The organism is Acidimicrobiales bacterium, assembly GCA_036491125.1.
Lineage (GTDB): Bacteria > Actinomycetota > Acidimicrobiia > Acidimicrobiales > AC-9 > AC-9.
On record DASXCO010000091.1, the window covers coordinates 20,708 to 46,086 of the forward strand.

Below are 25,379 nucleotides of genomic sequence, written 5' to 3' on the forward strand. Positions count from 1 at the left end.
GCTTGTCTTGGCTGTCAAGGACTTGAGCTCGGGCGAGGCGGCCGTGCTGGAACCTGCGCTGGCCACGCCTGACGAAGGGACACAGCTGCGGTCCTCAGACGGCCGAGCCCGCCTCTTCGTCTGGGGGTCATGGACCGCAGGCCTCGTCTCCTCCTTCATCGTCGTGCTGTCGAACGCGCGGAACTTCCCCATCTATGAGGACTGGCAGATGGTGCCTGCCCTCACCGGTCATCAGGACCACTTCTTGAACTGGCTGTGGAGCCCGGTCAACACCCACCGGGTGCCATTGCCGCGGCTTATCTACCTGGGGTTGCTCAAGCTGTGGCCTGACTTCAGGGTCGGGATGATCTTCAACATCCTCCTCCTCGGCCTCATAGCTGCCGCCTTCATCCTGTACCTGCGCCACGTTCGAGGTCGTACCCGCTGGAGCGACGCCTTCTTTCCTCTGGCCTTCCTGAGCCTTGGAAACTGGGCGAACATGGGGTTCGGCTGGCAGCTCATGTGGGTGGTGGCGGCCGCGCTGGCCTGTGGGTTGCTGCTGGGTGTCGCGACGGCCGGCGAGTTCTCTACACGGCGAGCGCTAGCGGTGGGTGCGTGTCTTGTCGCGATCCCGCTTACGGGTGCGACCGCCCTCCCGTTCGTTCCCTTGGTCTCGTTGGCACTGCTCCCGAGGATTCGTCGTTCGCACCATCGGGTCAGGGTCATACTCATCTCATCCATCTGCGTCGGCATCGCCCTGACTGTTCTTGACTTCGTGGGACTGCAGCACCCGGCAGAAACTCCACCAAGTCCGAGTTTGTGGGCGACGCTGGCGACGGGGGCAAAGTTCATCGCGCTGGCCGTCGGTCCTGCCGCCGGGGCGTGGTGGTTCGTCTCGGCCTTGACGGTGATCTCGATACTGGCCGGCGCCGCGGTATTGGTCTTCCGGAACCGACGGGAGGGTACGTGGCCGCTGTTGGCTTTCCTGCTCGCTGGTTTCGTGATCGCCGCAGAGATCGGAAACGAACGCGCTGGGAACCTTCCCCAGTGGGGAATGCTTGACTATTACCCGCTGGCAGCGCTGCCGGTCCTGTGCTGTGCGTACATTGTCTACGATCGCTATGGGCCAACGACTTGGCGGCGCTTCGGACCGGGAGTGCTGTGCGCGGGCCTGGTCGCCATACTTCCGATAAATATCTACTACGGGTTCCAATTTCGAGACTGGTACCACGGCTTCGTCGACCCCTTCGCGAACGAGATCAAGGCTGGCATACCGGTCGATGAGCTCAGCTACCACGGGGCTACCGGCGCGTGGAAGAACGCGCTCCTTGACTTGCGGCAGGCTGGTATCGGTGTTTTCAGCCGCGTGCAAGACCGGGGGGTGATCGCTCCTGGGCGCAGAGTCGACGGCCTCGACGGTGGTGGGCAAGGCTGGTTCACGGTCGGCGGTGCCTCGAGTGCGGGCCTACTCGAGGGGGTTCCGGCGCAGCAGGTGCTGCAGTGGAACTACGACACCCAAGGGAGCGTGCCGGTGCTCGGCCGGTCCTTTCCCGCCGGAGAAGACTGGCGGGCAACGCGTAGCATCGACTTTACGGTGACGGGGGAAGGCAGTGGCCGGACGGTGGACATCCGGGTGGCCACAGCCTCGGGCTCAGGAGGCGTCGATCGCTATGACGCCACCTTCGATGACGATCGGCTCGGTACTCGTACCATCGCCATCCCTTGGGACGCGTTCCGGCACGTGAACACGAAGGGAGAGCTCGACAGCAAAGGACCCATCCCCCTCCAACATGTCGTGGCCGTGTCGTTCGGGGCGGTGGGAGCCGGACACGGCAGTCTCGTGATCCAACGAATCACGTTGGAGCCAGGGCAGCAATGGGGCTGGCCGTGGAGCTCGGCTGCTGGCAGGCGTTCGCTGCCGCCGTGGCGATAGCCGGTTCGCAGGATCGGTACGCTTCGTCTTCGTGAGCCGTGTGACGGTCGCCAGCAGATCGCGCGTCCGCTCGCCGTCTGACCTCTCCAGCGTGCCCTCGCCACGCGACGGCGAGGTTCGACGCGGGATAGGGCGATGGCCCCTCTCCCTCCTGGTGTCCGGCCTCGTCGTCCTGATCGGCGCAGTGCGGATCTCGCTGTCGCTGGGCCACCCGTTCCTCCCCTTCAGCGACGTCGCCTTCATCGAGCTGGATGTGCGACAGGCCACGCACCTGGCTGCGCATCTCGGGCCCTACTCGCAGTACGGCTGGCATCACCCGGGACCGGCGATGTTCTACCTCTTCGCTCCCCTCTACTGGCTGAGCGGATCCAGCTCGCGAGCGTTGTTCCTCGATGCCTGGCTGCTGAACGGGCTTACCGCTCTTCTCACTGTTGTGATCGTGCGGCGACAGGCCGGGGAGACGGCGGCGCGGATCGCCGCGGTGGCGATCGGGGTGTACCTGGGCGCGACGGGCTTCAGCGAGCTGATCAATCCCTGGAATCCGGCCCTGCTTCCGCTTCCGGTGCTCCTGCTTCTGGTCGCGGGCGCCGCCGCGGCCACAGGCGACCGATGGTCGCTCGCCCTCGTCTACCTGGTGGCCTCCTTCGTCGTCCAGACCCACGTGGGCACGGTCCCGATCGCCGCCGGCGTCGTGATCATCGCGACGGCCGGGTTCGCCTTTGCCCGCCGGCGCAGAGCCCGATCGCCCACGCTCAGCACAGAGGAGCATCCGGCTGGGCGCCGCTCGTGGCGTCGTGTCGTGAGGTCGCCCTGGCCCATCACCTCCGGGTTGCTTGCTCTGGTGTGGCTGGCTCCGATCGCTCAAGAGCTTGCCCATCCCGGCAACGGGAACCTGACCGCCATCGTCCGCTTCTTTCTTCACCCTGCGGCAGCGGGCGGTCCATCCTCGCATTCCTTGGCCGATGGGCTGGCTGCGATCAGCGGCTCGGCGTCCGTCGTCCCCCTCGGAACCCCGGTCGACGTCCTCGGGCACCGCTACCGGTTCCTCGCCGCTGGCGCCGTGGCGCTCATCGGGCTGGTCACCTGGTTCGTCGGACGAAGGCGATCGCCCTTCATCGCCTATCTGGCACTCTCCACGCCGATCGGGTTGGCCATCGCCGTCGTGGCCGCCACCCGGGTCGCGGGCCCGTACTACAGCTACCTGTTCACCTGGGCCTCGTCATTGGGAATCCCGGCCATCATCGGCGCAGGCGTGCTCCTGTGGTCCGCAGCATCGACGGGTGTGCGGCGACTCGCTCGCCCACCGCGCCGTCTCCTCCGAACCGTGACGGCATTGGGCATCCTGACTGCCTTGGCCATCGTTGCGGTGTGGCTCGACCGCGTCATCATCCGCCCTTCCACCGCCTGGAACGCCGATCAGAGAGACTCCCGCGCCGTCGCTGGCCGGATCGAGCAATTGGTCGGCCAGGATCGGAGCACTGCGTTCACGTTGCACATCGTCCAGGAGCAGGGCCAGACCGGACCCGTCATCCTCGAGCTCGCCAAGGACGGCTACCGCTTTCGGGTGGTGCCTCGGATGGACCTGTACGGCGGCACGACAGCCGCGGCCCCGACGGGCCCCACGTTCGAGCTGCAGTCACATGGTCCCTACGAGTACCGAGTGCTACCCGGCACGCCGGAGCTCGCGACCGGGACCATCCAGGTGTACCTGGCGCCCGGCCCGCTCCCCGGCTCGCGCGTCCCGCCCGGCGCACGCGCCTGAGCTCACTTCGGGTCGCCCGCGTCCTCCGGGTTCAGCGTCTCCAGCTCGACGCCCGCCGTCTCCGGAAAGAGCGTGAGCACGATCACGCTCAACGCGAGGGGCCCCAGCGCCAGCAGCGCCAGCGGGCGGCCGAGCGATCCGAGCGGGCCGGCCAGGAAGCCCACCGTCAGCAGGCCGCTCGCTCCGCCGAGCCGATCGCTCACGTAGAGCAGCCCGTTGGCCCGCCCTCGGAGCGACGTGGGGAACAGCTCCGGACCGTAGACCCCGAGCGCCGGAAGCACCGCGGCGCCGATCACCGCGGCAGCCACGCCAGCGATCCACATGGACCAGCCCCGCGTGGAGTACATCGCGACCGTGGCGCCGACCCCTCCGATCAGGCCGACCCCGGCGACGATCCGTCGCCCGCGCACATCTGCCAGCCGACCTCCAGCGACGACGCCGATGCCGCCGGGTGTGTTGGTGCCGATGAGGAACAGCGAGATCCGGGCGCCCGAGAAACCGCGCTCCGCCCGCAGGAACTGGTTCTGATACTGCGTGGCGGGCACGAGGAAGACGTTGAGCAGGAAGCGTGAGCCGGCCAGCAGCCACAGCCGCCAACCGTGGCCGCGCAGCGTCGCGATGGCATGCGGCGCGGCGAAGCGCCGGCTCTCAGGGAGTTTGCGGGCGATCGGGATCAGCACGACGAGCCCGGCCGCGGGCACCACGTACAACGCCCGCCAGGCGCCCGGTCCGAAGTCGGCCAGGATGAGCAGCAGCGCGCACACGCCGGCGCCCAGGGCGGCCGTCAGTACCAGGATGCCGAACGAATAGGCGCGAGCGCCGGCGGGGACCTCCTCGGCTGCCACCACCGCCAACAGGATGACGGCGGCGGTGACGAAGCCGCGGGAGACGACCTGGCTGCCGGCGAGCCAGACCAGCGAGGGGGAGAGCGCTCCGAGCATCGTCAGGGCGCAGCCCGCGGCCGTGCAGCCGAGCAGCAACCCCCGTCTCCCCCGGCGGTCGGCCAAGGCCACCAGGACGAATGCGAGGGCGACGTCGCCCCTGACGACGGCGAGCGCCACCCCCAGGGCCCGGTCGCTGGCTCCGAACTCGCGGGCCGCGAACGTCCCTGTCTGGGTGAGCACCGTGCCGAGGTAGCCGTCGACCAGGGCCAACGCCGCCAGCGCCGTGAGCGCTCGGGTCGTCTTCGGATCGAGTCGAGCCGGCGGCAACCACCACGGGGCGCGCGCCGGGCGCTCGAGGGAGCCCAGGAGGCGGCGGGAGGGGAGCAGGAACAGCCAGCCCACCCAGGGCACGGCCAGGCGAAATTCGACCGTCTGGCTGACGCGCGTTCGCCCGCTCTCGTCCGGGTCGACGACGACCTGGCGACGGTACGTGTCCACGGGGCCTTCGGCCGCCTCGAAGAGCCCAGGCGCCAACGTCCGCTCCAGCACCATGTCCGAGCGAGGCTGGAGCACCACATCGGCCCGGGCGGCGTCGACCGTGGCCTCGGTGACGACTCGATGCAGGGCCGCCGCCATGAGGGCGACCATATCGAAGGCTGGTCGTCCAGGGGCAGGAGGCGACCGACCATACTTGACCCTCGTGGATCGCTTCGTCGTTCGTCCCGGCCCCCCGCTGTCCGGCACGGTGCGGGTGGGAGGGGCCAAGAACTCCGTGCTCAAGCTCATGGCCGCCTGCCTGCTGGCCGAGGGCCGCTACCACCTGTCCAACGTTCCCCGCATCGCTGACGTCGAGACGATGAGCGACGTGCTGGCGGCCATGGGGGTCGGCGTCCGACGCACGGGAGAGCACGAGCTGACTATCGACACGCCCGCGGACCTCACCCCCGAGGCGCCCTACGAGCTCGTCGAGCGAATGCGGGCGTCGGTGGTCGTGCTGGGACCGCTCCTCGCCCGCTTCGGCACCGCCAGGGTGGCCATGCCGGGAGGCGACGACTTCGGGCACCGTCCCATCGACATCCACCTGCGCAGCTTCGAGTCCATGGGTGTCACCTTCGAGGCCGCCCACGGCTACGTGGAGGGGCGGGCAGGACGTCTGGTGGGCACCCGAGTGGTCCTCGAGTTCCCCAGCCACACCGCGACCGACAACGTGCTGATGGCGGCGGCGCGCGCCAAAGGGACGACGATCATCGAGAACGCGGCGCGCGAGCCCGAGGTCGCCGACCTGGCAGCCTTCCTCAACCACATGGGCGCGAGGATCGGTGGGGCGGGGACGTCGCGCATCGAGGTCGAAGGGGTCGAGGAGCTACGGCCCGTAGATCACCGCGTCATCCCCGACCGTGTCGAGACGGCGACGTTCCTGACTGCCGTCGGTCTGGCCAGAGGTGAGGCCCTCATCGAAGACGGTCGGGCCGAGCATCTCGACATGCTCATCCAGAAGCTCGGCGCCATGGGCGTCCACGTCTCGCCCACCTCGGACGGCCTGTGGGTCGCGGCCTCCGGGCCTCGCCGGTCGGTGGACGTCGCCACGCTTCCCTATCCGGGTGTCGCGACGGACTACAAGCCGCTGCTCGTGACGATGCTGTCGGTCGCCGAAGGCGTGGGCATCGTGACCGAGAACCTCTTCAGGGGCCGGTTCCGCTACGTCGACGAGCTCCGGCGCATGGGCGCCGACATTCGCACCGAGGGTCACCACGCCGTGGTTCGGGGCGTGCAGCGCCTGTCAGGAGCCCCCGTCCGCGCCCCCGACATCCGGGCGGGCGCCGCGCTCGTCCTGGCCGGGCTGGTCGCCGACGGCGAGACCGCGGTGGGCGATGCCCATCACGTGGACCGGGGCTACGAGCGCTTCGCCGACAAGCTCGCCGCCCTGGGCGCCGACGTGTCCAGGGCCAGCTGAGTGCCGGGTCGCGCCGACGTCGAGCAGCTGGTCAAGGCGGCAGTCGAGGGCGACCGCGGCTCGCTGGCCCGCCTCATCTCCCTGGTCGAACGGGGCGGTCCGCAGGCCCGGGCGGTCGGCCGCCTGACCTACCCGAGGGGTGGGCAGGCCTACAGCGTGGGCATCACCGGCGCCCCCGGATCGGGCAAGTCGACCCTGACCGACCGGCTGATCGCCGAGGCCAGGAGCCAGGGAGGGCAGGTCGGCGTGCTGGCGGTCGACCCGTCCTCGCCGTTCTCGGGGGGCGCCATCCTCGGGGATCGGGTCCGTATGCAGGACCACTCCGTCGATCCCGGGGTCTTCATCCGCTCGATGGCCACCCGCGGCCACATGGGCGGGCTCGCCCTCGCCGTGCCCGAAGCCATACGGGTCCTCGACGCCGCCGGGATGCCGATGGTGCTCGTCGAGACCGTCGGCGTCGGACAGGTCGAGCTGGAGGTGGCGGGCGCGACCGACACCACGGTTGTGGTGGTGAACCCTGGTTGGGGGGACGCGGTGCAGGCCAACAAGGCTGGCCTCCTGGAGATCGCCGATCTCCTCGTCATCAACAAGGCCGACCGCCCCGGCGCCCGCGAGACCCACCGCGACCTGGCGCTCATGCTGGAGCTGTCGACGTTCGGCGACTGGCGGCCGCCGATCGTGGAGACCGTGGCCTCGACCGGCAAGGGGATCACCGAGCTGTCGGGGGAGCTCGCTCGCCATCGGGCGTTCCAGGAGGAGCGGGGGGCGCTGGATCGACGACGGGCGCAGCGCCTCGAGGACGAGCTGCGCACGATCGTGACCCGGCGACTGGAGCAGCGGGCGGACAGCCTGTCGACGGGCGCGTCGTTCGACAGCATGAGGTCGGCGATGATCGAGCGCCGCCTCGACCCCTACCAGGCGGCCGACGAGATCCTCGACGGCCTGGTCGGTTAGTGCCGGCCGGCGTCTGTCCTCAGCGGCCGACGAAGTTCGCCTTGCCCGGACCCTGCTCGAGAAACGAGCGGACCCCGATGCCCGCGTCCTCGGTGCGGAACGACTCGACGAACAGGTCGCGTTCCAGCGACAGGCCCTCGGCCAGCGGTCCGGCGAGCCCGTCGTCGATGGCCCGCTTGGCCATGCCCTGCGCTACCACGGCGCCGCGGGCGAGCTCGGACGCCCATGACAGGGCGGCGTCGAGCACCTCGCCCGTGGGGACCACCCGGTCGACCAGGCCGATGCGCTCGGCCTCGGCGGCGGCGACCTGCCGGCCGGTGAAGATAAGGTCCTTGGCCCGAGCGGCGCCGACCTGACGGGCGAGCCGCTGGGTTCCTCCGCCGCCGGGGATGATGCCCAGCAGGGTCTCCGGCTGGCCCAGCTTGGCGGCCTCCCCCGCCACGCGGAAGTCGCATGCCAGCGCCAGCTCGCACCCACCGCCCAGGGCGAACCCATTGATGGCGGCGATCGTCGCCCGGGGGATGGCGGCCACGGCGTCGAGAGCGGCGTGAAACGACCCCGTGACCTCGGCCGCCTCCGCAGGCCCCCGGAGCTCGGAGATCTCGGCGCCGGCGGCGAAGATTCGCTCGCCTCCCCAGATCACCACCGCTCCCGGGGGATCCATGGACAGCTCGGACGCGACGGCGGCGAGCTGGCTGAGGACCTCCCGCGAGAGAGCGTTCATCTTGGGACGATCGAGGCGGACCAGTGCGACCCCGTCGGCCCGCCGCTCGACTGACACGTTCGGCTCGGGCATGCGAGGCACCGTACTCGCGCCATTCGCTCCGGCCTCCCGGGCCGTCGTCCTCACGCCCAGGCGGCCAGGCCCATCTCGCTGGTGCTGGCCAGGTCCTCGTGGGAGGGGACCACGCGGACCGTGAAGCCGTAGCGGCCGGGCTGCTCGCAGGCGAAGGTCGCGGTGTAACGGACCGCCGCGCCGTCGCCGCTGGAGGCGGCTCCCACCGCGGACATCGGCGTGACCGAGGCCGCCGTCAGCTCGCCGTCCGCACCGACCGGTCCGTGAGCCAGCTCGACGGTCACGTCGCCCTCGTCCAGCGAGCCGAGCACGACCACGGCGTCGACGCGGCGCTTGGCCCCGAGATCAGCCGGGGTCGCCTCCGAGTCGACCGCGACCACGTGCACGCCGGGCCAGGCCGCCGACACCGTCGCTTTCCAGGCGGCGAGGGCCCTGGCCCGCTCGTAGCTCGAAGCGCTCAGCGACTCGACCCGGCGGGCGGCGGGCTCGTAGACCGTCCGGGTGTAGTCCCGCACCATGCGGGGCGCCCCCACCCGAGGCCCGAGGGACGCGAGCGACGACTTGATCCGGCGCACCCAGCCCGGAGACACCGAGCCTTCCGGCCGGTCGTAGAAAAGGGGCACGACCTGGCGTTCGAGCACGTCGAAGAGATTGGCCGCCTCGATCGCGTCGCGGCGGCTCTCGTCCTGGGCGCGCTCGGCCGAGGCCACGGCCCAGCCGTTGTCGCCGTCGAACCACTCGTCCCACCACCCGTCCAGGATCGAGAGGTTGAGGGCGCCGTTGAGGGCGGCCTTCTGCCCGCTCGTGCCGCACGCCTCCTGGAGGCGGCGGGGGACGTTGAGCCAGAGGTCGCAGCCTTGGCACAGGGCCAGGGCGACGGCGATGTCATAGTCCTCCACGAACACGACCCGGTGGCGGATCGAGGGCTCTCGGGAGAACTGCACCATGCGGCGGATCATCTCCTTGCCCGCGTCGTCGGCCGGGTGCGCCTTGCCGGCGAGCACCAGCTGCACGGGCCGGTCCTCGTTGGTGAGCAGGGCGGTCAGCCGCTCGGGCGGGGACAGCAGCAGGGTGGCCCGCTTGTAGGGGACGAACCGCCGGGCGAAGCCGATGGTGAGGATCCCCGGGTCGAGGACCTCTGCTCCGAGGCGCGACCGCACGAAGCTGACCAGCCGCTCCCGGAGCTGATCCCGCACCCGCCAGATCTCGTCGTCGCTCACGTCGTCGATCCGTGCCCACGCAGTGTCGTCGCCATCGGCCCAGGAGGGGAGGAGACTCCGGGTCAGCAGGTTGCTCATCTCGGGCGAGACCCACGAAGCCGGGTGCACGCCGTTGGTGACCGAGCCGATGGGCACCTCGTCGACCTCGATGTCGGGCCAGAGGTCGCTGAACATCTCCCGGCTCACGGCGCCGTGGAGGCGGGAGACCCCATTTGCGGCGCTGGCGAGGCGGAGGCCCATCACCGCCATGTTGAAGGCGGCATCGGCCGGCTCACCGGGAAGGTGGCCCAGGCTCATCAGCCGGTCGATGGTGACCCCGCACTCCTCGGCCCAGCCGGTGAAGTAACGCTCCATCAGCGCCCGCGGAAAACGGTCGATGCCCGCCGGCACCGGGGTGTGAGTGGTGAAGACGGTGCCGGCCCGGACGGCCTCGAGGGCCTCGTCCAACGTGAGACCCTCGCCCACGACGAGTCGGCGGATGCGCTCGAGGCCGAGAAAGCCGGCGTGGCCCTCGTTGGAGTGGAACACCTGCGTCGGCTCGCCGACGGCGTCGAGGGCCCGGACGCCGCCGATCCCGAGGAGGATCTCCTGGCGGAGCCGGTGCTCGTTGTCGCCGCCGTAGAGGCGGTCGGTGATCGCCCGCCCGGCAGCGTCGTTGGCGTCGACGTCGGTGTCCAGGAGATAGAGGCGGACCCGCCCGACGTGGGCCAGCCACAGCCTCGCCGCGACCGGCCGACCGGCCAGCTCGACCTCGACGAGTACGCCCTCGACGAGCTCGATGGGCATGGCGTGAGGGTCGAGGGCGGGATACCGCTCCTGTTGCCAGCCGTCGGGGTCCAGCTCTTGGCGAAAGTAGCCATACCGGTACAGCAGGCCCACCCCAACCAGGGGGACACCGAGGTCGCCCGCCGCCTTGAGGTGGTCTCCGGCCAGCACGCCCAGCCCGCCCGAGTACTGGGGGAGTGCCTCGGCGATGCCGAACTCCGGCGAGAAATAGGCCGCTGATCGCAGGGCGCTCGACCCCTGTCCCTGGAACCAGAGGGGCGCCTCCAGGTAGCGGTGCAGGTCGGACCGCACCTCGTCGAGGAACCCCGTGAAGGCGGGGTCGGTGGCCAGGGCCTCCAATCGCTCGGGGTCGGCGGCGCTCAGCAGGCGAAGCGGATCGCGCCCGGCGATCTCCCACCGCTGCGGATCGACCCAGCGGAACAGGTCTCTCGTGCGCTCGTCCCACGACCACCTCAGATTGGTCGCGAGCTGCTGCAGCGGCGTCAGCGCCTCGGGCAGCTTGACGCGAACGGCGAAGCTCCGGAGCGCCCTCATCCGCCAGCAGGCTAGCGAAGCCGTCACGCGACCCGGGCCGGGCCCCGATGGGCCCAAGACGCTGACGCGCCTGCGGCCATCTATCCGGCCGGCCTCCCGGGCCGGCCATGGCGAGCACCGGCCGGTTTGGCTCCCCGCCTCCCGGCGGTAAGGCTGAGTGCGTGATCGGCCGAATCGTCATCGACGACATTCGCCCGCGCACCCCCACCGGCATGTATCCAGCCAAGGCGGTCGTCGGGGAGGCGGTCCATGTCAGCGCAGACATCTTCAGGGATGGTCACGACATCCTGGCGGCACGCGTCTGCTGGCGACCGACAGCCCAGCCGCCACGCGGCAGCGGAGCTCCCGACTGGTCGGCAGTCCCCATGCGCGAGCTGGGCAACGACCGCTGGGAGGCCGTCGTCGAGCCGAACGTGGTCGGCCTCCACGACCTGGTGGTCGAGGCCTGGACCGACCGCCTGGCCACCTGGCGGCACCGGGCAACGGTGAAGCGGGACGCGGGCGACGACCTGTCCGTGGAGCTCGAGGAGGGGGCCCGCCTGCTGGAAGAGCGGGCGGAGGACGGCGACCCAGGGCACCGGACATCGCTGCGGGACCCCGCTGGCGTCCTGCGAGAGGCAGTTGACGCCCTGCGCGCCACGAAGGCACCCCTCGAGCGAAGACTGGGCCCCGCCTTCGACTCTGAGCTGACCGGGCTGTTGGCGGGACCCGACGGGACGCCCGATCGCACCAGGTCCCCGACCGTGCCTCTGTGGGTCGACCGGCCGCGGGCGTTGGTGGGGGCCTGGTACGAGCTGTTCCCCCGTTCGGAGGGCGGCCTCGCCGGAGCGGTGAAGCGTCTGGATGCCGTGGCCGAGATGGGCTTCGACGTCGTCTACCTGCCCCCGATCCACCCCATCGGGACCACGAGCCGCAAGGGCGCGGACAACACCCTGGAGCCCCGGCCCGGCGATCCCGGGAGTCCCTGGGCGATCGGCGGGCCCGAAGGAGGGCACACCGCCGTGGCGCCCGAGCTGGGCACGGTTGCCGACCTCCAGGAGCTCATGGCCCGAGCGGGCGAGCTCGGGATCGAGATCGCCCTCGACTACGCGCTCCAGTGCTCGCCGGACCACCCGTGGGTCCGCGAGCATCCAGAGTGGTTCCACCACCGATCCGACGGGTCGATCGCCTACGCCGAGAACCCGCCGAAGAAGTACCAGGACATCTATCCCATCAACTTCTGGCCCTCGTCGGAGGCCGACCGCTGGTCCCTGTGGGAGGCGTGCCGGGGCATCGTCGAGCACTGGATCGAGGTGGGGATACGGATCTTCCGGGTCGACAACCCGCACACCAAGCCGATGGCGCTCTGGGAGTGGCTCATCCCGACGGTGAGGGCCGGCCACCCCGACGTGATCTTCCTCGCCGAAGCCTTCACCCGGCCCAAGGTCATGGCCAAGCTGGCCGAGGTCGGGTTCTCCCAGAGCTACACCTACTTCACGTGGCGGAACGATGCGGGGGAGCTCACCGAGTACCTGCGGGAGCTCACGGCTGGGCCCCTGGCCGACTACATGCGACCCAGCTTCTGGCCCAACACGCCCGACATCCTCGCTGGACCGCTCCGTCGGGGCCCGCCGGCCGCGTTCAAGATGCGACTGGTGCTGGCGGCCACCATGGTCCCGTCCTATGGGATCTACAGCGGCTACGAGCTGTTCGAGAACGAGCCGGCGTCCGACGCCAACGAGGAGTACGGCCACTCGGAGAAGTACGAGATCAAGCGGCGGGACTGGTCGCGCCCCGACTCCCTGGCGCCATGGATCGGTTTGGTCAACTCCATCCGGCACCGCCATCCAGCCTTCTGGCGGCTTCGGAACCTCACGTTCCATCAGAGCAGCAACACGCGGATCCTCGCCTACTCCAAGCACACCGAAGATCGAAGCGACGTCGTGCTGATGGTGGTGAACCTCGAGCCGTGGACGACCCACGAGGCCACCCTCGGGCTGGACCTGGGAGTCCTGGGCCTGCCCGACGACGGACTGTTCGAGGTGGTGGACGAGCTGACCGGGAAGGTCTTCGGCTGGAGCGGCCCCAACCCCTATGTGCGACTCGACCCGAGCCAGCAGCCGGCTCACGTCCTGCATCTGCGGACGCGCCCGTGAGCGCAACGCGCCGGCGCGGCCGCTCCAGCGGGAGCGGCTCGCGACCTTCACGCCTGGCCGACGATCCCCGGTGGTACCAGCGGGCGGTGTTCTACGAGGTGGTCCCGCGCGGCTTCTACGACGCCAACAACGACGGCACCGGCGACCTCGCGGGGATCGTGGACAAGCTCGAGTACCTGAGCTGGCTGGGTGTCGACTGCATCTGGCTACTGCCCTTCTACCAGTCGCCTCTTCGTGACGGCGGGTACGACATCAGCGACTTCTTCGCCGTCCACCCTGACTACGGCGACCTGGGTGACGCCGTCCACCTCGTCGAGCAGGCCCACCGGCGGGGCCTGCGGGTCATCGCCGATCTGGTCATGAACCACACCAGCGACCAGCACCCCTGGTTCGTCGAGTCCCGACAGGACCGCACCAACGACCGGGCCGACTGGTACGTCTGGAGCGATGACGATCAGCTCTGGCCGGAAGCCCGAGTGATCTTCGTCGACACCGAGAAGTCCAACTGGACCTGGGACCCCCAGCGCCAGCAGTACTACTGGCACCGGTTCTTCTCTCACCAGCCCGACCTCAACTACGACTGCCCCGAGGTGGCCGACGCCATGCTCGACGTGGTCCGGTTCTGGCTGGACATCGGGCTGGACGGGTTCCGCCTCGACGCCGTGCCGTACCTCTACGAGCGGGACGGCACCAACTGCGAGAACCTCCCCGCGACCCACGGGTACCTCAAGCGGCTGCGCAAGGAGATCGACGCCAGCCACCCCAACAAGGTCCTACTGGCCGAGGCCAACCAGTGGCCCGCCGATGTGGTCGACTACTTCGGCAACGGCGACGAGTGTCACATGTGCTTCCATTTTCCGGTCATGCCCCGGATGTTCATGTCGGTGCGGCGGGAGCAGCGCTTCCCGATGACCGAGATCCTGGCCCAGACGCCGGACATCCCCGACGGCTCCCAGTGGGGGATCTTCCTGCGCAACCACGACGAGCTGACCCTGGAGATGGTCACCGACGAAGAGCGCGACTATATGTACGGGGAGTACGCCAAGGACCCCCGCATGAAGCGCAACATCGGCATCGGTCGACGGTTGGCCCCGCTGGTGGACAACGACCGGCGGCTCGCCGAGCTCATGCACGCCATGCTCTTCTCGATGCCTGGCAGCCCGATCCTGTATTACGGGGACGAGCTGATGATGGGCGACAACATCTACCTGGGGGATCGGGATGGGGTCCGTACGCCCATGCAGTGGACGCCCGACCGCAACGCGGGCTTCAGTCGAGCCGATTTCGCCCAGCTGTACCTGCCGCCTCTCATGGACCCGGTCTACGGCTTCCAGGCCGTGAACATCGAGGCGGGCATGCGGAACCCGAGCTCGTTCCTGCACTGGCTGCGACGCCTCCTCGAAGTGCGCAAGCAGCACTCGCTCTTCGGCACCGGCACCTTCGAGGTCCTGCCGGCCGAGAATCCGTCCGTGCTGGCCTATGTGCGGACCCCTCGAGAAGCTCCCGACGAGCAGCGCGACACAGCCGAACGCACGGGGGCGGAGACGGTCCTCTGCGTGCACAACCTCAGCCGCTTCGCCCAGCCCGCCGAGCTGGCCCTGGGGCGCTGGGAAGGGAGGAACCCCATGGAGATGCTCGGCCGGGTGCCGTTTCCGAAGATCGGCGCCCTGCCCTACTTCGTCACCCTCGGTCCCTACGGGTTCTACTGGTTCGAGCTGGTCGATCCCGGGCCGCAGGACCCATCGTGACCAGCCCTGGGGAGACCGAGCTCGAGGTGCTGGCGGGGTACCTGGGCCCGTTCTTCGAGCGGCAGCGGTGGTTCGCCCGGAGCGAGCACGAGGGGGTCGAGCCGCGAATCGTCGAGGCCGAGGTGATCCGGCCCGGCCGACCCCGCCTCACCGACCTCGTCGTGGACGCTGGCGGCGCGACCTACCACGTGCTCGTCGGTGTGCGCGAGGAGCAGGAGGCGCTCGGCATCCTGCGCGGGCAGGAGCACGCCATCCTCGGGTCGCTCGAGGACGGCGACGGACCCGCGCTCGCCTACGGCGCGCTGGCCGACCCCGAGCTCGCCCTCGAGCTGCTCGAAATTGTCTCGGGTGGCAACCAGAAGGCCACCCGCGTACGGTCCGTGGGCGCGGAGCAGTCGAACACCTCGTTGGTCTACGACGACCGGCTGATCATGAAGGTGTTCCGCCGCCTCCAGTCGGGTCCCAACCCGGACGTCGAGGTCACCCTCGCCCTCGACGAGGTCGGGTTCAACCACGTCGCCGCGCCAGTGGCGGTCTGGCGCCGGGACCCGTGGGACCTGGCGCTGGTCCAGGAGTACCTCGCCGGTGGCAGCGAGGGGTGGGCGCTGGCTCTCACCTCGTTGCGGGACTTGTACGCGTCGGAGCCCGACACGCGTCCCGAGGCGGCGGGCGGCGACTTCGGGGACGAGGCTCGGCGCCTCGGGGAGATGACGGCCAAGCTGCACCTGGCCCTGGCTGACGCGTTCGGACGACACCCGGCCGAGCCAGCGGAGTGGGCGCAATCCATCCAGCAGCAGCTGGAAGCCGTACCGGCGTCCGAGGAGGTGGCTGGTCCCGCCCTGGGTTCGATCCTCGACGACCTGCGGGCAGTGCGCGACCCGGGGGTCGCCATCCGGCTGCACGGCGACTACCACCTGGGCCAGGTCATGCGGGGCGAGGTGGGGTGGTACGTGCTCGACTTCGAGGGCGAGCCGGCGCGGCCGCTGGCCGAGCGTCGTCAGGTCCGCTCACCCCTCCGGGACGTGGCCGGGATGCTGCGCTCCTTCCAGTACGCCACGGCCCTGGCCGCCGAGGAGCGCGGACCCGCCGGACAGGCTGACGTGGCCGAGCTGGCGGTGGCGTGGGAGCAGCGCAACCGGCGGGCGTTTCTTGACGGCTACGGTTCGCTCGGACAGGTGAGCGAGCTGGTGCCGAGCGGCGCCGATTTCGAGGCGGTGCTCGCCGCCTTCGAGCTGGAGAAGGCGGCCTACGAGCTCTGCTACGAGCTCGCCTATCGGCCGGCGTGGGCGCACATTCCCCGTGAGGCGCTCGTACGGCTACGAGGAGAAGCATGACCATGGTCACCGAAACGGGCGGACCGGCAGGCCCACCCAGCGAGCTCGATCGCCTCCTCAACGGTGAGCACGCCGATCCTCACCGGCTCCTCGGACCGCACGGGTCCACGATCCTGGCCCTGCGGCCGGACGCCTCGGCCGTCCGGCTGGTGCTGCACGACGGCCGAACGGTCGACATGACCAGACTCCGTCCTGGTGGGCTGTTCCTCGCCGATCTCCGCGACATGGACGGGTACGTGATCGAGGCCGACTTCGAGGGTGGCGCGACGGTGCGCTACGACGATCCGTACCGGTTCTGGCCGACGCTCGGGGAGATGGACCTCCACCTCCTCGGGGAGGGGCACCATCACCGGCTGTGGGAGGTGCTCGGCGCCCGCCGCCGCGAGCACCAGGGCGTCTGGGGTACGGCCTTCGCCGTGTGGGCCCCCGCCGCCCGGTCGGTGCGCCTGGTCGGCGACTTCAACGGCTGGGACGGTCGGGTCCACCCCATGCGCTCGCTCGGGTCGTCCGGTGTGTGGGAGCTGTTCGTCCCTGGCGTCGAGGCCGGATCGCGCTACAAGTACGAGATCCTTACGGCCGATCGACAGCTGCGGCTCAAGGCTGATCCGATGGCCAGGCAGGCCGAGGTCCCCCCCGCCACCGACAGCGTGGTCCCGGATCCACAGCCCTACGCGTGGTCCGACAGCAAGTGGATGGAGACACGCGGGGCGTTGGGCTGGCTCGACCGACCGCTCCTGATCTACGAGATGCACGCCGGCTCGTGGCGACGCGGGCCCGACGAGGAGCCCCTGAGCTACCTCGATCTGGCCGCCGAGCTCCCCCGCTACGTGCGCGACATGGGCTTCACCCACGTCGAGCTCATGCCCCTGGCCGAGCACCCCTTCGGAGGGTCGTGGGGCTACCAGGTCTCCTCGTACTACGCCCCGACCGGCCGCTACGGCAGCCCGGACGGGCTCAAGGCGCTCGTCGACGCCCTCCACGGCGCCGACATCGGGGTGGTCGTCGACTGGGTCCCGGCCCACTTCCCCCGCGACGACTGGGCCCTGGCCCGCTTCGACGGCAGCGCGGTGTACGAGCACGACGACCCTCGCCGCGGGAGCCATCCCGACTGGGGCACCCTCGTGTTCAACCTCGGACGCAACGAGGTCCGCAACTTCCTGGTCGCCAACGCCCTTTACTGGCTCGAGGAGTTCCATGTCGACGGGCTGCGCGTGGATGCCGTGGCCTCGATGCTCTACCTGGACTACTCGCGGCGAGAGGGCGAGTGGGTCCCCAATGTCTTCGGGGGACGCGAGGACCTCGAGGCGGTCAGCTTCCTCAAGGAGATGAACGAGGTCGTCCACCGTACCCACCCGGGCGTGACGACCATCGCCGAGGAGTCGACCGCCTGGCCGGGCGTGTCCCGCCCGACCTATGTAGGAGGGCTGGGCTTCGGCCTCAAGTGGAACATGGGTTGGATGCACGACACCCTCGACTACTTCGCCAAGGAGCCCGTCCACCGTCGGTATCACCATGACCAGCTGACCTTCGGGCTCGTGTACGCGTTCAGCGAGAACTTCGTCCTGCCCCTCTCCCACGACGAGGTGGTGCACGGCAAGGGCTCGCTGCTTCGGAAGATGCCAGGCGACCGCTGGCAGCAGCTGGCCAACCTTCGCGCCCTGCTGGCCTGGATGTGGGCCCATCCGGGCAAGCAGCTGCTGTTCATGGGAGGCGAGCTGGCCCAGGAGCGGGAGTGGTCACACGACACCAGCCTCGACTGGCAAGCGCTCGACGACGCCGGTCACCGTGGGGTGCAGGACCTGGTCCGGGCGATCAACCGGACCTACGTCGAGCTCCCCGCCCTGTGGAAGCAGGACTTCAGCAGTGAGGGGTTCCGCTGGATCGATGCCAGCGACGTGGACAGCAACGTGCTGTCGTTCGTCCGTCTACCGGGCGGCGACCCCGCGAACGCCAGCGCGGCGGTCGTCTGCGTGGCCAACCTCTCCCCGATCCCTCGTCACGGCTACCGCGTCGGCCTGCCGCTCGGGGGGGAGTGGCGCGAGGCGGTCAACACCGACGCCACGCAGTTCGGCGGCAGCGGGGTGGGCAACGGTGGGAGCGTGCTGGCCAGCGACACCAGCTGGCACGGCCTCGACCACTCGGCGGAGCTGAACCTGCCTCCGCTCGGCGTCCTGTGGCTGTCCGCTCCGGTCAGCGAGCCGGGACGGTGAGGCGCAGCTCCTCGGCCGCCAGCTCGGGGGAGACGACATTGATGAACACGCCCGTGCCCAGCTCGAAGCCGGCGAGGGTGGTGAGCTTCGGCCACACGTGGATGTGCCAGTGGTAAGTGCCCGACAGCCGGTACGGCGCCGAGTGGAAGGCGACGTTGTAGGCGACGTCCCCGAGCCGGTCCCGCAGCTGGGCGACGGCGGCGCGTAGCGCTTGGCCGGCGGCGGCCAGGTCGGGGGGAGAGCTGCGGTGGAGGTGTGGGCCATGGGTCCGGGGTACCACGAGCATCTCGAAGGGGACCCCGCTCCAGAACGGACAGAAGACGACGACGCGCTCGTCGGCCAGCACCAACCGGTAGCGGGCCTCCTCCTCGGCGTTGAGCGCCGTGCACAGCAAGCAGTTGCCGGCGAAGCGGGCGAACCCGGCCAGCTCGTCGACCAGCTCCCGGGGGACGAACGACATCCCGAGCAGCTGGCCGTGAGGGTGCTCGATCGAAGCCCCTGCCTCACGGCCGGAGTTGACGATGGCCTGGCTGTAGCGGAGGCCCGGAGTGTTGGCGTGCTCCTCGATCCGGTCGCGGATGGCGGCCATCACCAGACTCGTCTGCGCGTCGTTGAGGTCCGCCAGGGCGGCGTCGTGCTGGGGCGAGAACACGAGCACCTCGTGGATCCCGCTGGCGGGTGCCTGGGTGAAGGTTGGCCCGAGGTGGCTCACGACCATGGGCGCGTCGCCGTCGAAGGCGGGGTAGAGGTTCGGAACGACCCGCACCAACCAGGTTCCCGTCGAGCCGTAGGTCTCGAGGGCCGGAGGCGTGGCTTCCTCGTGCCCGGGGCAGAACGGGCACGGTCGGGAGGTGTCGGCCTCGACCGACAGGGCGCGTGGCGAGAAGGCGGCTGGCCGGTCGAACCGGCCACCGCTGATCGACACCCATCGTCCGGTCATCGGATCGAGGCGCAGCTGACTCATGGACGCCCCAAAGAGGTCACGATCTCTCACGGTAGCGCTGGCGCGCGGTCTCGCGTGGGCAGGATCCGACCGCTGTGACGCGGGCCACTGTGGTTGTGCTTCACGTGCTGAGCGCCGTGGTCGGCTTCGGGGCCATCTTCGTCACTGGCGTGTACGCCGGACTGGCTCGCCGTCGCTCCAGCGAGGTGGTGCGGCGCTACTTCCGCCCGGGCCCGAACTGGGCGGCGCGCGGCGTGTACCTCGTGCCCGTGCTGGGGGTCGTGCTCGTGGAGACCAGCCACGGTGCAGACCGCTTCACTCAGCTCTGGGTGTGGGTCTCGTTGCTGCTGTGGGTGCTCGCCGCCGCGCTGGCCCAGGCCGTGGCGTGGCCCGCCGAGGCCCGCATCCAGAAGCTCGTCGTCGAGTCACCTCCGCCCGGGACTGGAGCCCGCCAGGTCGAGCTCGACCGGGTCTGCCGCCGGGTCGAGCGGGCCGCGGTGGCCATCGATCTCGTCTTCGTGGCGACGCTGGTGCTGATGCTCGCCAAGCCCGGAAGCGGAGGTTGACGCAGCTGGAGCGGCGAACAGTAGGGGATGGGCTCCATACCTGGGTCGGCCTCTCGGGCCGGTCTCGGCCGCAGCAGCGCCCTAGGCATCTCCTCCGGACCGGCCTCCCGTGCCGGTCTCGGCCGCAGCGGTGCCCGAGGCATCTCCTCCGGACCGGCCTCCCGGGCCGGTCTCGGCCCTCGAACGGCATTGGTGACCAACGTGATCGCGGTCGTCAGCATCGCCGTGGCCGTCAGCGGCCTCGGTGCCGCGGTCCGGACCTCTGCCCATGCCGCCCAGGTGCAGGCGCTCGCATCGGCCTCGATCTCGGCCCCGAGCGGGCGTGGGCTGCTCCCCGCCGTCCCGGCCCACCCGGCCCGCACGCCCGTGCCGACGCTTCCCAAGAAGCCACCTCCCGCCCCGGCGCCTCCGCCACCACCAGCGCCCGCCTCGGCGCCGCCCGCTCCGGCCCCGGTCCCCGTGGCCCAGCTCTCGCTGCCGCTGGTGGACGCCAGCCGTCGGGCGGGTTCGGGCCCGCGGGTACTCACGACCTCGGTGTGGTATCCGGCGGCGGCGGGGTCTCCTGACAACGTCGCCGCTCCGCCGGCGGCTGGCGGACCCTTCCCGCTCATCGTCTTCGCCCACGGCTTCGACGTCACGCCGGCTCCGTACGCGGACCTGCTGCGGTCCTGGGCCCGGGCCGGCTACGTGGTGGCCGCCCCCACCTTCCCCCTGACCAACCCGGGGGCGCCCGGAGGTCCGGACGAGGCCGACCTCGTGAACCAACCGGCCGACGTCCGCTTCGTGATCGATCAGCTGCTGGCGGCCGATGCCAAGCCCGGTCCGCTGGCCGGGCTCGTCGACCCGCACAAGATCGGCGTCGCCGGCCACTCCGACGGCGGGATCACCGCAGCGGAGGTCGCCTACAACACCTGCTGTCGCGACACCCGCATCTCGGCCGCCATCGTGATGGCCGGCGCCGAGATCGGCGTGCCTGGCGGCTCGTACTTCCCGCCCGGCAGCGCGCCGCTGCTCGCCATCCAGGGTGACGCCGACCACTCGAACAACCCGCAGAACAGCCGCCAGCTCTACAACAGCGACGGCGGAGGTCCCAAGTACCTCCTGGACCTTCCGGGCGCCAGCCACGAGGGCCCCTTCATGGACGGGGGCCCGGCCGCCAATGTCGTGCAGGCGTCGACGATCGACTTCCTCGGTCGCTATCTCAAGGGCGGCCCGGTCAGCCAGCTCCTGCACGACGCCTCGGTACCGGGGGTCGCTGCCATCCTGGCGCCGCTCGGCCAGAGCTGAACGGCCGGCGGCGGGGTTGGGGTCCCCGCCGCTCGGAGGAGGACGGGGATGGGGCCCCGTCCGGGGCGGCGAAGCCGCCAGAGAAAGCAGAGCGTCCGCCTACGCTGGAGGTGATGGCCGCCTACTTCGATCACGCTGCCACAACGCCCATGCGGCCCGAAGCCGTCGCCGCCATGCTGCCCTTCCTGACCGAGCGGTTCGGCAACCCCTCGGGCGTGCACGCCATCGCCCGTGCGGCGCGGACGGCGATGGACGATGCCCGCGAGTCGGTCGCCGCCGACCTCGGAGCCGAGCCCGGTCAGGTCGTGTTCACCGGCAGCGGCACCGAGGCGGACAACCTGGCCCTCGTCGGAGTCCAGCGTCGCCGCGCCGGCACCGTCGTCTGCACCGCAGTCGAGCATCACGCCGTGCTCGAGACCTGCCGGGCGCTCGGGGGACGGGTGGTGCCGGTCCGTCCCGACGGGCAGGTCGACCTGGACGCGCTGGCGGACGCCCTCGATCCCACGGTCTCGGTCGTCTCGATCATGCTCGCCAACAACGAGGTGGGCACCGTGCAACCGCTGGCGGACGCGCTGTCGCTGGTGCGGGAGCGGGCTCCCGACGCCCTGTTCCACACCGACGCCGTACAGGCCGTCCCGTGGTTGGACGTCGCGGACCTGGCGGGCGAGGCCGACCTGGTCGCCGTGAGCGCCCACAAGTTCGGCGGACCCAAGGGCGTCGGCGCCCTGGTCGTGCGGCATGGCGCGGCGCTCGACCCGATCATCCATGGCGGCGGTCAGGAGCGCGACCGTCGCAGCGGCACCCACAACGTGGCCGGCATCGTGGCGATGGCCGCGGCCCTGCGGGTGACGGTGGCGACGCGGCCCGAGGTCGTCACGTCCGTGGGTCGGCTGCGCGACCGCCTGGCCGACGGGCTGCGGGTCGCTGTTCCCGGCGCCCTCGAGACGGGCCCGCGACAGGGCAAGGTCGCCGGCAACTGTCACCTCCGCTTCCCGGGGGTCGAGAGTGAGGCGCTCCTCGTGCTGCTCGACGAGGCGGGGGTCTGTGCCTCGGCCGGCTCGGCCTGTGCCAGCGGCGCCATGGAGCCCAGCCACGTGCTGGTGGCCATGGGCCTGAGCGCCGACGAGGCCAACTCCAGCGTGCGACTGTCCCTCGGTGCCGGCTCGATCGGGGAGGACGTGGACCTCGCCCTCGAGGTCGTCCCCAAGGCTGTCGCCGACCTGCGAGGCTGACGACGTGCGGGTGTTGGTGGCGATGTCGGGCGGGGTCGACTCGTCGGTGGCGGCGGCGCTGCTGGTCGAGGCGGGACACGACGTGGTGGGCGCCACCATGAAGCTCTGGGGCGGGCCCAGCGACGCGGGGTGCTGCTCGGTGGACGACGTCGAGGACGCCCGCCGCGTCGCGGCCCAGGTCGGGATCGTGCATCGGGTCTTCAACTTCAGCGACGACTTCGAGGCCCGGGTGGTGGATCACTATGTGGCCGCCCACGCCGCGGGAGCCACGCCCAACCCCTGCATCGAGTGCAACCGGCACCTCAAGTTCCGTCGCTTCCTCGACCGCGCCGTCAAGTTGGGCTTCGACGCCGTGGCCACTGGTCACCACGCGCGCGTCGTCGCCGAGCGGGGACGGTGGCGGCTGCGTCGCGGCGCCGACCGGACGAAGGACCAGTCCTACGTCCTGTCGGTGCTGGGCCAGGACCAGCTGGCGCGCACCCTGCTGCCGGTGGGTGACCTGACCAAGGCCGACGTGCGCGCCCGGGCGTCCGAGCTCGGGCTGCGGACGGCGGCCAAGCCCGACAGCCAGGAGGTGTGCTTCATCTCCGCCGGTGGCGGCAGGGCCGCGTTCCTGGGCGAGCGGTTGCCGCTGCATGCCGGTCGGGTGATCAATGCCGACTCGGGCGCCGAGGTCGGATCGGTCGACGCCGTGGAGCTGGTGACGATCGGCCAGCGTCGGGGCCTGGGTGGGGGCGGCGGGGGCGACGGCAGCCGCCGCTATGTGGTCAGTGTCGACCACGCAACCTCCACGGTCGTGGTCGGGTCCCACGCCGACCTGCTGACCGAGGGCACGGCGCTGCGCGACCTGACCTGGGTCGACCGCGCCGTGAGCGCGGGCACTGAGGTGCGAGCCCAGGTCAGCGCCCACGGTCGAGCCGTTCCCGCCACATTCGAGGGAGACCGGCTCAGGTGGTCCGCGCCGCAGCGTCGGGTGGCGCCCGGTCAGACGGTCGCCTTCTATGACGGTGACGCGGTGGTGGGCGCGGGGCTGGCGGCGTAGCCGACGATGAGTTCCGATCGGCCTCTCGACACGGACCCCGCCGATCGGGTGAATGAGCTTCGCCGGCTGGTCGAGCACCACAATCACCGCTACCACGTTCTCGACGCCCCCGAGGTCAGCGACGCCGACTACGACGCCCTGATCCGGGAGCTGCGGGACCTCGAGGACACCTATCCCGAGCTGGCGGCGACCACCTCGCCAACTCGCACGGTGGGGGCACCTCCGTCGCCACTCTTCGCGCCGCTGCGGCACCGGTTGCCCATGATGAGCCTCGACAACGCCTTCTCGTTCGAGGAGCTGGTGGCGTGGGGCAAGCGAATGGAGCGCGTCATCAGCGGCGAGGTGACCTTCGCGTGCGAGCTGAAGATCGACGGTCTCGCCATCTCGATCCTGTACGAGGACGGCCGGTACAGCCGGGCGGCGACGAGAGGCGACGGCGAGACCGGTGAGGACGTCACCGCCAACGTGGCGACGGTGGGCGTGATCCCCGAGCGCCTCGACCTCGACGGCCGCAGCTGTCCGGCGGTGCTCGAGGTCAGGGGCGAGCTGTACATGCCCCTGTCGGCGTTCGAGGACCTCAACCGCCGGCAGGCCGAGTCGGGCGGGCGTCTCTTCGCCAACCCGCGCAACTCGGCGGCGGGATCACTGCGGCAGAAGGACCCGAAGATCACGGCCAGCCGCGAGCTGTCCTTCTGGGCCTACCAGCTCGGAGCGAGAGAGGGCGGGCCGCGGTTCACCCGTCACTCCGAGTCGCTCGATTTCCTTCGGCGGGCCGGGCTGCCGGTGAACCCTGAGGTCAAGGTGCTGGCGAATCTCGAGGAGGTCTTCGCCTTCTCGGAGGAATGGGAGCAGCACCGCCACGACCTCGACTACGAGATCGACGGCGTGGTCGTCAAGGTCGACGAGCTGCACCACCAGCAGGAGCTCGGCTTCACGTCGCGGGCGCCGCGCTGGGCGATCGCCTACAAGTTCCCCCCCGAGGAGCGCAGCACCAAGCTGCTGGACATCATGGTGTCGATCGGCAAGAGCGGCAAGGCAACGCCCTTCGCCAAGCTGGAGCCGGTGGTCGTGGGTGGCTCGACGGTAGGCCTGGCCACGCTGCACAACGAGGACCAGGTGGCGCTCAAGGACGTGCGCCCTGGTGACACCGTGATGGTGCGCAAGGCGGGCGACGTCATCCCCGAGGTCGTCGGCCCGGTGCTGTCGTTGCGCCCGAAGCGGCTGCGGGCGTGGCGCTTTCCTGACACCTGTCCGGCCTGCGGCCGCCCGCTGTCCCGGCTGGAGGGAGAGAGCGACACCTTCTGCACCAACGCCGAGTGCCCGGCGCAGCGGGTCCAGCGCATCGCCCACTTCGGGTCCCGCTCGGGGATGGACATCGAAGGCCTGGGGGAGCAGCGGGTGACCTTGTTCGTGGAGCTCGGCCTGCTCGAGGACGCCGGTGACATCTACTCACTCACCGCCGAACCCCTCCTCGAGCTCGAGGGCTTCGGACAGCAGTCGGTCGCCAACCTCCTCGGTGCCATCGAGGCGTCGAAGGGGCGGCCCCTCGACCGGCTGCTCACGGCCTTGAGCATCCGCCACCTGGGCGACACGGGCTCGGTGGCCCTGGCCCGGGCGCTCGGTCATCTCGATGGCATCATGGCCGCGACTCCCGAGGAGCTGGCGGCCGTGGATGGCGTGGGGCCCAAGATCGCGGCCAGCGTCCATCAGTTCCTGGCGCTCCCCGCCAATCGCGTCGTGATCGACAAGTTGCGCGCCGCTGGCGTGAACTTCGAAGGCCCGGCGGCCCCGTCAGTGCCCCAGAACCTCGCCGGTCAGTCGGTCGTGGTGACGGGCACCCTCGAGGGTTGGTCCCGCGAGGACGCTGAGGCCGCCATCAAGGTCCGGGGCGGCAAGGCGCCCGGGAGCGTGTCCAAGCGGAGCACGGCCCTGGTGCTCGGCGAGGCCCCCGGCGCATCGAAGCTGGCCCAGGCTCGGGACCTCGGCATCCCGATCCTCGACGAGGCCGCCTTCGCGCGCCTGCTCGAGACAGGCGAGCTTCCAACCTAGAGCGGTGAGGGAGCGGCACGCCGAGGCACCG

The 25,379-nt window shown here is 70.5% G+C and carries 17 protein-coding genes; 13 read left to right on the forward strand and 4 right to left on the reverse strand.

The window, feature by feature from the left end:
- Nucleotides 1–7: 7 nt before the first annotated feature.
- Both VGF64_07750 and VGF64_07755 read left to right on the forward strand, forming a co-directional pair.
- The gene (locus VGF64_07750) at nt 8–1,912 is read left to right on the forward strand and encodes a carbohydrate binding domain-containing protein (protein ID HEY1634634.1); all 1,905 of its coding nucleotides are present in this window, start codon (nt 8–10) and stop codon (nt 1,910–1,912) included.
- A 31-nt stretch (nt 1,913–1,943) separates the two neighbouring features.
- Nucleotides 1,944–3,674 carry a hypothetical protein gene (locus VGF64_07755; GenBank protein HEY1634635.1) on the forward strand — a complete coding sequence of 577 codons (1,731 nt, stop codon included), beginning with the start codon at nt 1,944–1,946 and terminating at the stop codon, nt 3,672–3,674.
- A 2-nt stretch (nt 3,675–3,676) separates the two neighbouring features.
- Here the strand turns inward: VGF64_07755 and VGF64_07760 are convergent, their stop codons facing one another.
- A complete protein-coding gene (locus tag VGF64_07760) occupies nt 3,677–5,194 on the reverse strand; it encodes an MFS transporter (GenBank protein ID HEY1634636.1) in 1,518 nt (505 codons plus the stop codon).
- A gap of 64 nt (nt 5,195–5,258) precedes the next feature.
- Between VGF64_07760 and murA the strand changes: the two genes are divergently transcribed.
- Together murA and meaB are read left to right on the forward strand one after the other, a co-directional pair.
- Nucleotides 5,259–6,512: a UDP-N-acetylglucosamine 1-carboxyvinyltransferase gene (murA, locus tag VGF64_07765; protein ID HEY1634637.1), complete on the forward strand. Its 1,254-nt coding sequence runs from the start codon at nt 5,259–5,261 to the stop codon at nt 6,510–6,512.
- Nucleotides 6,513–7,466, forward strand: a complete 954-nt coding sequence (gene meaB, locus VGF64_07770; protein ID HEY1634638.1) for a methylmalonyl Co-A mutase-associated GTPase MeaB — start codon at nt 6,513–6,515, stop codon at nt 7,464–7,466.
- Nucleotides 7,467–7,485: 19 nt separating this feature from the next.
- On the opposite strand, the gene VGF64_07775 is transcribed toward meaB, so the two are convergent.
- A complete protein-coding gene (locus tag VGF64_07775) occupies nt 7,486–8,262 on the reverse strand; it encodes an enoyl-CoA hydratase-related protein (protein HEY1634639.1) in 777 nt (258 codons plus the stop codon).
- A 50-nt stretch (nt 8,263–8,312) separates the two neighbouring features.
- The gene (gene glgP, locus VGF64_07780) at nt 8,313–10,802 is read right to left on the reverse strand and encodes an alpha-glucan family phosphorylase (protein ID HEY1634640.1); all 2,490 of its coding nucleotides are present in this window, start codon (nt 10,800–10,802) and stop codon (nt 8,313–8,315) included.
- A gap of 161 nt (nt 10,803–10,963) precedes the next feature.
- On the opposite strand from glgP, the gene VGF64_07785 reads away from it, so the two are divergent.
- The 4 genes from VGF64_07785 to glgB are packed head-to-tail and all read left to right on the forward strand — an operon-like array spanning nt 10,964 to nt 18,229.
- Complete coding sequence (locus VGF64_07785) at nt 10,964–12,937, forward strand: alpha-1,4-glucan--maltose-1-phosphate maltosyltransferase (GenBank protein HEY1634641.1); 1,974 nt, start codon at nt 10,964–10,966, stop codon at nt 12,935–12,937.
- Nucleotides 12,934–14,685 carry a maltose alpha-D-glucosyltransferase gene (gene treS, locus VGF64_07790; GenBank protein ID HEY1634642.1) on the forward strand — a complete coding sequence of 584 codons (1,752 nt, stop codon included), beginning with the start codon at nt 12,934–12,936 and terminating at the stop codon, nt 14,683–14,685. The genes VGF64_07785 and treS overlap by 4 nt, the downstream gene beginning before the upstream one ends.
- Nucleotides 14,682–16,019 carry a hypothetical protein gene (locus tag VGF64_07795; protein ID HEY1634643.1) on the forward strand — a complete coding sequence of 446 codons (1,338 nt, stop codon included), beginning with the start codon at nt 14,682–14,684 and terminating at the stop codon, nt 16,017–16,019. Before treS ends, VGF64_07795 begins: the two co-directional genes overlap by 4 nt.
- Nucleotides 16,016–18,229: a 1,4-alpha-glucan branching protein GlgB gene (gene glgB / locus VGF64_07800; protein HEY1634644.1), complete on the forward strand. Its 2,214-nt coding sequence runs from the start codon at nt 16,016–16,018 to the stop codon at nt 18,227–18,229. Before VGF64_07795 ends, glgB begins: the two co-directional genes overlap by 4 nt.
- Here the strand turns inward: glgB and VGF64_07805 are convergent.
- A complete protein-coding gene (locus VGF64_07805; protein ID HEY1634645.1) occupies nt 18,210–19,193 on the reverse strand; it encodes a DUF4921 family protein in 984 nt (327 codons plus the stop codon). The genes glgB and VGF64_07805 overlap by 20 nt on opposite strands.
- A 74-nt stretch (nt 19,194–19,267) precedes the next feature.
- Between VGF64_07805 and VGF64_07810 the strand changes: the two genes are divergently transcribed.
- The 5 genes from VGF64_07810 to ligA all read left to right on the forward strand — a co-directional run bounded on the left by VGF64_07810 (nt 19,268) and on the right by ligA (nt 25,348).
- Nucleotides 19,268–19,738, forward strand: coding sequence for a DUF2269 family protein (locus tag VGF64_07810; protein ID HEY1634646.1), 471 nt, complete (start codon nt 19,268–19,270; stop codon nt 19,736–19,738).
- 192 nt (nt 19,739–19,930) lie between these two features.
- Nucleotides 19,931–21,025 carry a hypothetical protein gene (locus tag VGF64_07815; GenBank protein HEY1634647.1) on the forward strand — a complete coding sequence of 365 codons (1,095 nt, stop codon included), beginning with the start codon at nt 19,931–19,933 and terminating at the stop codon, nt 21,023–21,025.
- Between the two features lie 113 nt (nt 21,026–21,138).
- Complete coding sequence (locus VGF64_07820; GenBank protein ID HEY1634648.1) at nt 21,139–22,257, forward strand: cysteine desulfurase family protein; 1,119 nt, start codon at nt 21,139–21,141, stop codon at nt 22,255–22,257.
- 4 nt (nt 22,258–22,261) lie between these two features.
- Nucleotides 22,262–23,299, forward strand: a complete 1,038-nt coding sequence (gene mnmA / locus VGF64_07825) for a tRNA 2-thiouridine(34) synthase MnmA (protein HEY1634649.1) — start codon at nt 22,262–22,264, stop codon at nt 23,297–23,299.
- A gap of 6 nt (nt 23,300–23,305) precedes the next feature.
- Nucleotides 23,306–25,348 carry an NAD-dependent DNA ligase LigA gene (gene ligA / locus VGF64_07830; protein HEY1634650.1) on the forward strand — a complete coding sequence of 681 codons (2,043 nt, stop codon included), beginning with the start codon at nt 23,306–23,308 and terminating at the stop codon, nt 25,346–25,348.
- Nucleotides 25,349–25,379 lie beyond the last annotated feature (31 nt).

What these genes read in the sequence shown, in the direction of transcription:
- VGF64_07820 (HEY1634648.1), top strand. Translation starts at nt 21,139, where the DNA reads ATGGCCGCCTACTTCGATCACGCTGCCACAACGCCCATGCGGCCCGAA.
- VGF64_07760 (HEY1634636.1), bottom strand. Translation starts at nt 5,194, where the DNA reads ATGGCGGCGGCCCTGCATCGAGTCGTCACCGAGGCCACGGTCGACGCC.
- glgB (HEY1634644.1), top strand. Translation starts at nt 16,016, where the DNA reads ATGACCATGGTCACCGAAACGGGCGGACCGGCAGGCCCACCCAGCGAG.
- glgP (HEY1634640.1), bottom strand. Translation starts at nt 10,802, where the DNA reads ATGAGGGCGCTCCGGAGCTTCGCCGTTCGCGTCAAGCTGCCCGAGGCG.
- VGF64_07805 (HEY1634645.1), bottom strand. Translation starts at nt 19,193, where the DNA reads ATGAGTCAGCTGCGCCTCGATCCGATGACCGGACGATGGGTGTCGATC.
- ligA (HEY1634650.1), top strand. Translation starts at nt 23,306, where the DNA reads ATGAGTTCCGATCGGCCTCTCGACACGGACCCCGCCGATCGGGTGAAT.
- VGF64_07775 (HEY1634639.1), bottom strand. Translation starts at nt 8,262, where the DNA reads ATGCCCGAGCCGAACGTGTCAGTCGAGCGGCGGGCCGACGGGGTCGCA.